General features: G+C 39.2%; 8 protein-coding genes. 6 read left to right on the top strand and 2 right to left on the bottom strand.

Annotated elements, in window-relative coordinates:
* Positions 1–847, bottom strand: an 847-nt coding sequence (locus tag AC11ZT_RS02500) for an amidohydrolase (RefSeq protein WP_484058093.1), incomplete at its 3' end; no start/stop codon positions are given.
* 250 nt (positions 848–1097) lie between these two features.
* Here AC11ZT_RS02500 and AC11ZT_RS02495 point away from each other — a divergent pair.
* Genes AC11ZT_RS02495 through dltD form a run of 5 tightly spaced genes read left to right on the top strand, consistent with a single transcriptional unit; the run spans position 1098 to position 5381 of the window.
* Positions 1098–1244, top strand: coding sequence for a teichoic acid D-Ala incorporation-associated protein DltX (locus AC11ZT_RS02495; protein WP_484058094.1), 147 nt, complete (start codon positions 1098–1100; stop codon positions 1242–1244).
* 15 nt (positions 1245–1259) lie between these two features.
* Positions 1260–2771: a D-alanine--poly(phosphoribitol) ligase subunit DltA gene (gene dltA / locus AC11ZT_RS02490; protein WP_484058092.1), complete on the top strand. Its 1512-nt coding sequence runs from the start codon at positions 1260–1262 to the stop codon at positions 2769–2771.
* Positions 2768–3916 (top strand): D-alanyl-lipoteichoic acid biosynthesis protein DltB, encoded by a 1149-nt coding sequence (gene dltB / locus AC11ZT_RS02485; protein WP_484058091.1) that lies wholly within the window; start codon positions 2768–2770, stop codon positions 3914–3916. Before dltA ends, dltB begins: the two co-directional genes overlap by 4 nt.
* 53 nt (positions 3917–3969) lie before the next feature.
* Positions 3970–4209 carry a D-alanine--poly(phosphoribitol) ligase subunit DltC gene (dltC, locus tag AC11ZT_RS02480; RefSeq protein ID WP_484058090.1) on the top strand — a complete coding sequence of 80 codons (240 nt, stop codon included), beginning with the start codon at positions 3970–3972 and terminating at the stop codon, positions 4207–4209.
* Positions 4206–5381 (top strand): D-alanyl-lipoteichoic acid biosynthesis protein DltD, encoded by a 1176-nt coding sequence (gene dltD / locus AC11ZT_RS02475; RefSeq protein WP_484058089.1) that lies wholly within the window; start codon positions 4206–4208, stop codon positions 5379–5381. The genes dltC and dltD overlap by 4 nt, the downstream gene beginning before the upstream one ends.
* A gap of 69 nt (positions 5382–5450) precedes the next feature.
* Here the strand turns inward: dltD and AC11ZT_RS02470 are convergent, their stop codons facing one another.
* Positions 5451–6530 (bottom strand): NAD(P)H-dependent flavin oxidoreductase, encoded by a 1080-nt coding sequence (locus AC11ZT_RS02470; RefSeq protein WP_484058088.1) that lies wholly within the window; start codon positions 6528–6530, stop codon positions 5451–5453.
* Between the two features lie 95 nt (positions 6531–6625).
* Here AC11ZT_RS02470 and AC11ZT_RS02465 point away from each other — a divergent pair.
* Positions 6626–7190 (top strand): S66 peptidase family protein (locus AC11ZT_RS02465; protein ID WP_484058087.1); only part of this gene is annotated, 565 nt, incomplete at its 3' end.

Here is a 7190-nt window from a genome sequence, read left to right as displayed (position 1 = left end):
CATGCGCATCCGCAATCCCCTTTGTAATTTGCCGAATTTTCGTTTCTGCATCACGGCGCAGATCCTCCTTAAATGAACGGACGGTACCCATAATATGTGCACGTTCTGGTATAATGTTATCGGCTGTTCCGGCATGAAATTGTGTTACGGAAAGTACACGTTGATCAAAAGCATCCGTCCCTCTAGAAATAATATGCTGTAGGTTCGTTACAAGCTGTGCACCAATAGCTATAGGGTCAATGCATGTCTGCGGATGAGCTGCGTGCCCCCCCTTTCCTACTATTATAATATCGAACACATCTGGCGCTGCCATCATCGGACCATAAGCAATTCCAATCTTCCCTGTCGGCAAACCGGACATCATATGGAGCCCTAGTACGGCATCTACTCCATCCATTACACCAGCTTGCACCATTTCCTCCGCTCCGCCTGGGTATTGCTCTTCTGCGTGCTGAAATAGAAAACGAATCTCTCCCTCTAAGGAATCTGCATGCTTTGTTAAAATGTCAGCTACCCCGAGCAAAATAGCAGTATGTGCATCATGCCCACATGCATGCATAACACCATTTATTTTAGATGCATAGCTCACATTATTTTCCTCTTGGAGAGGAAGGGCATCCATATCGGCTCGTAGTGCAACCGTTTTTCCCTTCCCCCTTCCTTTTAATATAGCCATAACGCTACTTGCCGCCGGGCGAACGACTTCTAAATTAGGAAACAACTGTAATGTATCGAAGACAAATTGTGCTGTTTGATGTTCTTGAAAAGAAAGCTCTGGATGGCTATGCAAATGCCGTCTCCAATTTACTATTTTTTGCTTGTCAATAATATAATGGAAATTACTCACACACTTCCCCACTTTCACCAGTCATTTTTTTGTATTAACATATACATTTCAAGCAGAATGTACTATACTATTTTCTGATTATTTTTAGTGTTTCCCTCTCTAATTCCATATGGAAAAATTAATGAAATATGCTAGTAATGTATGGCTATTTGAAAGACGAAAGGATTTTCTTTTTACTGTAAGAGTGATACTATCAGAAATGAACCTTATTTCAGTAGTTATTGCGCAGCAGGTAAATGAGGAGGAACTTATGAAAGCGATTCAAAGTATGTGGTCTCGTCCACTGACGCAGTGGGTAGTCAAAACCCTCTATTATTTATTCATTCTTCTAGCTCTTCTAGGACTTTATGGATTTAAAGATACAAATTCAAGTACGTATATTTACAATGAGTTTTAAAGCGGGGTAAAGAACATGAATGTTTTCGAAGAAATCGAACATTGGGAACAAACAGAGCCAAGCCGAAATGCCTTCGTATGGAGAGATAAGTCTATTACATATGGTCAGTTGAAAGAACAATCGGATGCACTTTCGTATTGGATAGCTGAGCGTCATAAGGATGCAACGCCAATTATTGTGCACGGGCATATGCAGCCAGAAATGATTGTAATGTTTCTTGCATGTGTAAAGGCTGGACATGCATATATTCCAATAGATTACAGCATCCCTGTAGATCGAATTCACCATATTGTTACGAATTCTGGCGCAAAGCTATTCTTATCAGCAACAGATACTGTAATTTCTAATGTTGCTATTCAGACAGTCCAAAAGGAAGAAATAAAAACAATTTTTTCTACCTATAAAGGAAAAGCTGCAAATCCCTCACTACAAGTTACAGAAGAGGATACGTTTTATATTATTTATACATCTGGCAGCACGGGAAGCCCAAAAGGTGTTCAAATTACTCTTGGTAATTTACAAAGTTTTGTAAGCTGGATGCAATCGGATTTTCCAATTACAAAAAAGCAAGTGTTTTTAAACCAAGCACCGTTTTCATTCGATCTCTCAGTAATGGATTTGTATTCATCCTTAACAACAGGTGGCACATTGTGGGCTATTGATAAGGATATGATTGCAAAACCAAAGGAATTATTTGCGTCCTTTAAAAATTCTCAAATAGAAGTTTGGACGTCTACGCCATCGTTCGCGCAACTATGCCTGATGGAGCCCGGCTTTACCGAAGAAATGCTACCGAACATCCGCACCTTTCTCTTTTGCGGAGAAGTACTCTCTAACGACACTGCCCGCAAGCTAAAGGAACGGTTTCCAAAAGCAAGAATCATTAACACATACGGTCCAACCGAAACAACAGTAGCCGTTACAAGCATAGAAATAACAGATGATGTTTTAAGTAAGTATACCGCTCTTCCTGTCGGATACTGTAAATCAGATAGCCGAATATTTATTATGAAAGAAGACGGCACTGAAGCTAAAGAAGGAGAACAGGGAGAAATTATAATAAATGGACCGAGCGTGAGCACCGGATATTTAGGCAGCCCTGATTTAACAAATAAATCCTTTACAATCATAGGCGGTGAGCGTGCTTACAAGACTGGTGATGCCGGACATATGCAAAACGGGCGTCTCTTTTTTCATGGTCGCTTGGATTTTCAAATTAAGCTACACGGCTACCGCATGGAACTAGAGGAAATTGAACATCAACTACAAACAAGTAGCTATGTTGAATCAGCCGTTGTAATTCCTGTAAAAAAAGGAGATACATACGACCACTTATTAGCAGTAGTAATTCCAAAGAAGCATACGTTTGAAAAGGAATATCAGCTCACATCAGCCATTAAAAAAGAGACTGCATCCTTTCTTCCAAACTACATGATACCGCGAAAATTTATATATCGCGAAAGTATACCAATGACAGCAAACGGAAAAATCGACCGAAAAAAATTGTTGAGTGAGGTTACAGCATGATTCCGTATGCAACATTTACTTATTTTGTAATTATATTGATTTTACTTGCACCTACCATCATAGCTGGTCTACGCGGGAAATCACTGCGGACGTACAACTCTATCATTACGGTGATTATACTTGCTATTATTTTTGCAAATAAACCAACGCAAGCCATTTCGCTCATTTTCTATACGATATGGCAAGTCTTACTTGCAAAGAGTTATTTACCGCTTCGTAAGCGAAATAACAAAACAAGTACGTTTTATCTTGCTACTTTGCTTGCGATATTGCCACTTTTACTAGTGAAAGTCGTACCCATTCTACAGCCATTAAGCACTATTGGCTTTCTTGGCATTTCGTATTTAACATTTAAATCCGTGCAAATGATCATTGAAATAAGAGATGGACAAATCAAGGAATTATCGCTCTATGACTTCCTTCGTTTCCTTCTCTTCTTTCCAACCATTACATCTGGTCCAATTGATCGATTTCGTCGCTTTCAAAAAGATGTTGTAAAAACACCGTCATCCAAGGAGTATACGGAACTTCTCTACATTGGTATCAATCGTATTTTCCAAGGATTTCTATATAAATTCATTATTGGCTATTTAATTAACGAGTATGTTCTTCATGCGGATTTCGTTATGAAGCACTCCTTTACATCGGTACTTATATATATGTATGCGTACAGTTTTTATCTATTTTTTGATTTTGCTGGTTATAGTGCCTTTGCAATTGGGGTTAGTTATTTCATGGGCATTAAGACCCCTGAAAACTTTAATAAGCCATTTATTAGTCGTAATATTAAGGATTTCTGGAATCGCTGGCATATGAGTTTATCCTTCTGGTTCCGTGATTATATTTATATGCGCTTTGTTTTTCTCATGACCAAGAAAAAGATTATTAAGAACCGATACGTCGTTTCCTATCTTGGTTTCTTCTTAAATTTTTTCATTATGGGAATATGGCACGGACTTCACACAAATTATATTATTTACGGTCTATACCATGCCCTCCTTATTATTTTGTTTGATGTATTTGAACGTTTAAACAAGAAGCACAAGTTCTGGCCAAACAACAAACTAACCTATGCCGTTTCGATTGTGCTTACGTTCCACTTTGTATGTTTTGGATTTCTCATCTTCTCAGGCAAGATTATTTAACATATTTTTCCTAGAACTGAGTATTATGAATGAAGAAAAAGGAGATTGTAACTATGAATGACTTTAAAGACCAAGTATTAGAGCTTCTTGAAGAAGTATGTGAAAACGATATTGTAAAGGAAAACCCAGATATTCTTCTATTTGAAGAAGGCATTCTTGACTCATTTGGAACTGTTAATTTACTAGTAGAAATTCAAGAACGTTTAAATATTGAAGTATCCATTTCTGATTTTGACCGTGATGAATGGGCTACACCTAACTTAATTATAAAAAAATTGGAAGGGCTAAAATGAAAACACCGACGTTTAGTCCGATTCTTCTTGCATTCCTAATCTTTTGCACTTTACTACTTCTTCCCAATTCATTCCTTCAATCTCTATTAAGCAAGACGAAAGTGGAAGAAGCCGCAAATTCTTTAAGTACCAACGTATTTCAAGGAATAGATTTGCAAAAGAAAATGCTAGAGAATCCGAACTATCTTCCGATGTACGGCTCCTCGGAGCTGTCTCGCTTAGATGTATACCATCCGTCAAACTACTTTCGCGTAAATCCTGATGGATTTACGCCATTTCTCATTGGTCGTGGTGGTACGCAGTCGCTTACCCATTTCTTAAGTCTTGCAGCAAATGCAAATCAATTAGAAGGAAAAAAGATTGTCTTCATTCTTTCTCCGCAATGGTTTGTAGCAGAAGGATTAAGTGAAGAACATTTTTCGCCAAACTTTTCATCCATTCAAGCCTACGATTTTCTCTTTAATCAAACATTAGATCCTATACTTAAGAAGCAAGCTGCAAGGAGATTGCTTGCCTTTGAAGTAGTAAAAAAAGACTCCCTGCTTACAACAATGCTAGAAGGGATCGTGTATACGGACTCCGTACACACATGGAAAGCAAAAATTGCGAAACCACTAGCATACATATACCGAAGCATTTTACAACGAAAGGATTTTGTACTTTCTCTCGTTGCCGTTTACGGGCACAAACCAAATACGGATCCCCATTTGAAAAGTCTTTCATGGGATCAACTCATACATCGTGCCGAACAATCGGGAAAAAGCGAGTCAAAGTCAAATGAATACGGTATAGTCGACGATTACTATAATGATAAAATTGCTCCAAAATTACCACAATTAAAAGGCTACCGTGCAAATGAATCGTACGATGTATCACCCGAATATAACGATTTACAAATGGTACTAGATTTATTGAAGCAAAAACATGCACAAGCATTATTCGTCTCCGTTCCTGTAAACGGGCCGTGGTACGACTATGCAAAATTTCCAAAGGAACGGCGCCAATCCTATTACCAAAAAGTACAAAATCAAATTGTACAATCAGGATTTGCTGTTGCTGACTTTTCATCTCATGAATATGATCCATATTTCATGAAAGATACGATTCATGTTGGATGGAAAGGCTGGATATATATTGACAAAGCCGTTCAGCAATTTTATGAAGGAAAATAAAAAAAGGAAACATTTGATGTGTTTCCTTTTTTTAAATAATTTTTCTAGAATCAGCTTTCCAATTCTCTCTTAATACCCAAATCCCTTTAATTCTACAATTCTCTTTCTGGCCTCCTCCATCGTTTTCTCAATTAACGAAGCCGCTGTTCGCTCTTTCGCGAGCGCTGATGCCTGCCCTGCCCAAAGTGCCATATAATCGCCGTTACCTTGCTGGGCGGCTGCACTTCGAAGCGGAGAGGTAAGAGAGTTTTGAATCGGATAAGGAGGGAGATCCTGCTCTTCCCCTTGCATTTTCTTAATAAATGCGTTTTCAATTCCACGCGCATAGCGTCCTGAAAATGCTCTTGTAACGACCGTACTCCGTTCATGACTATGTAAGACTGCTTCTTTATGAACCGGATGCGTACCACTCTCTGTACACATTAAAAATGCCGTTCCCATTTGTATCCCTACAGCTCCTAGGGCTAAAGCTGCAACAAGGCCTCTCCCGTCCATAATCCCGCCTGCTGCGATAATCGGCATAGAAGGAATGGATGCTACAATTTGTGGAATCAAAGCCATTGTTCCAATTAATGAATGCTGCTCCGAACCAAGAAACGTGCTGCGGTGTCCTCCTGCCTCGCTGCCTTGCCCTACAATTGCATCAACACCAATATTAGCAAGCACCTTTGCTTCTCGTACATTTGTGGCGGTCCCAATTACTAGCGTGCCATTTTTCTTAAGTGCTCGCATTTCCTTTACAAACGGAATATCAAAAGCAAAGCTAACAACAGGAACCTTTTCTTCAATTAATACTGCTAACTTCTCGTGATAATCCTCTTCTTGTATAGCTGCATTCGTCTCTTTTACACCTAGTTGTTCTTCCATAGGACGAAGTAAACGCTTTCCATTTTCAATGGTTTGATTATCTAATAATCTTCTTCTTGCAATTAGTAAATTTACAGCAAATGGCTTTGATGTACGTTCACGTATGTCAGCAATCGCCCTACGAATAACATCTGGTTTCATATATCCTGCACCAAGTGTACCCAGGCCCCCTGCCTCTGACACTGCCGCCACCAGTTCTGCCGTTGTTACAGATCCAGCCATTCCTGCTTGAATAATCGGATACTTTATACCAAGCATACTGGTTAGTCTTGTTTCTACCATGAAGACCCTCCTTTGTTTGTATAAACTTACCTTCTATTGTTCATAGTAAAATCCGTGTTTTCTCTGCATATATTGCAAAGAGGGAGGATGATTCCATGAACAAACCACCTGCTCTTACTAGAGGAGATACCGTACAAATTGTTGCACCTGCAAGTCCTGTAAAAGAAGAGGCGGTACGTTTGATGCAACACTATCTTATGCAACTCGGTCTAGATGTTCAATTAGGGCGTCATATTTTTGAACAAGATGGGTATTTAGCTGGAAGTGATGATTTGCGAATAAATGACTTACAACATGCTATCGAAAATCCTAACGTCAAGGCAATTTTCTGTGCAAGAGGTGGATATGGAAGCGCACGATTACTTCCTCATTTAGATATTACCCCGCTGCTTCTACGTCCGAAAATTTTTTGGGGATACAGCGATATCACTTATTTACATGCAGTCATGATTCAGCAGGCCAAAATGATAACCTTTCATGGACCGATGTCGGAGGAATATGGTACAACTACCGTTCATCCTAACTCCCTATCTGCATTACAGCAGCTATTTATTCCTAGATCACTTACATTATATGCAACGCAACATGACTATCCAGCTTTTTCTCACAGTATTCGTGCTCCTATCATTGGCGGAAATATAACTGTACTTGTAGGCACGC

The organism is Ectobacillus sp. (genome assembly GCF_056992975.1).
The sequence above is the reverse complement of the archived record's forward strand: the minus strand, read 5'-3'. Positions and strand labels throughout refer to the sequence as shown.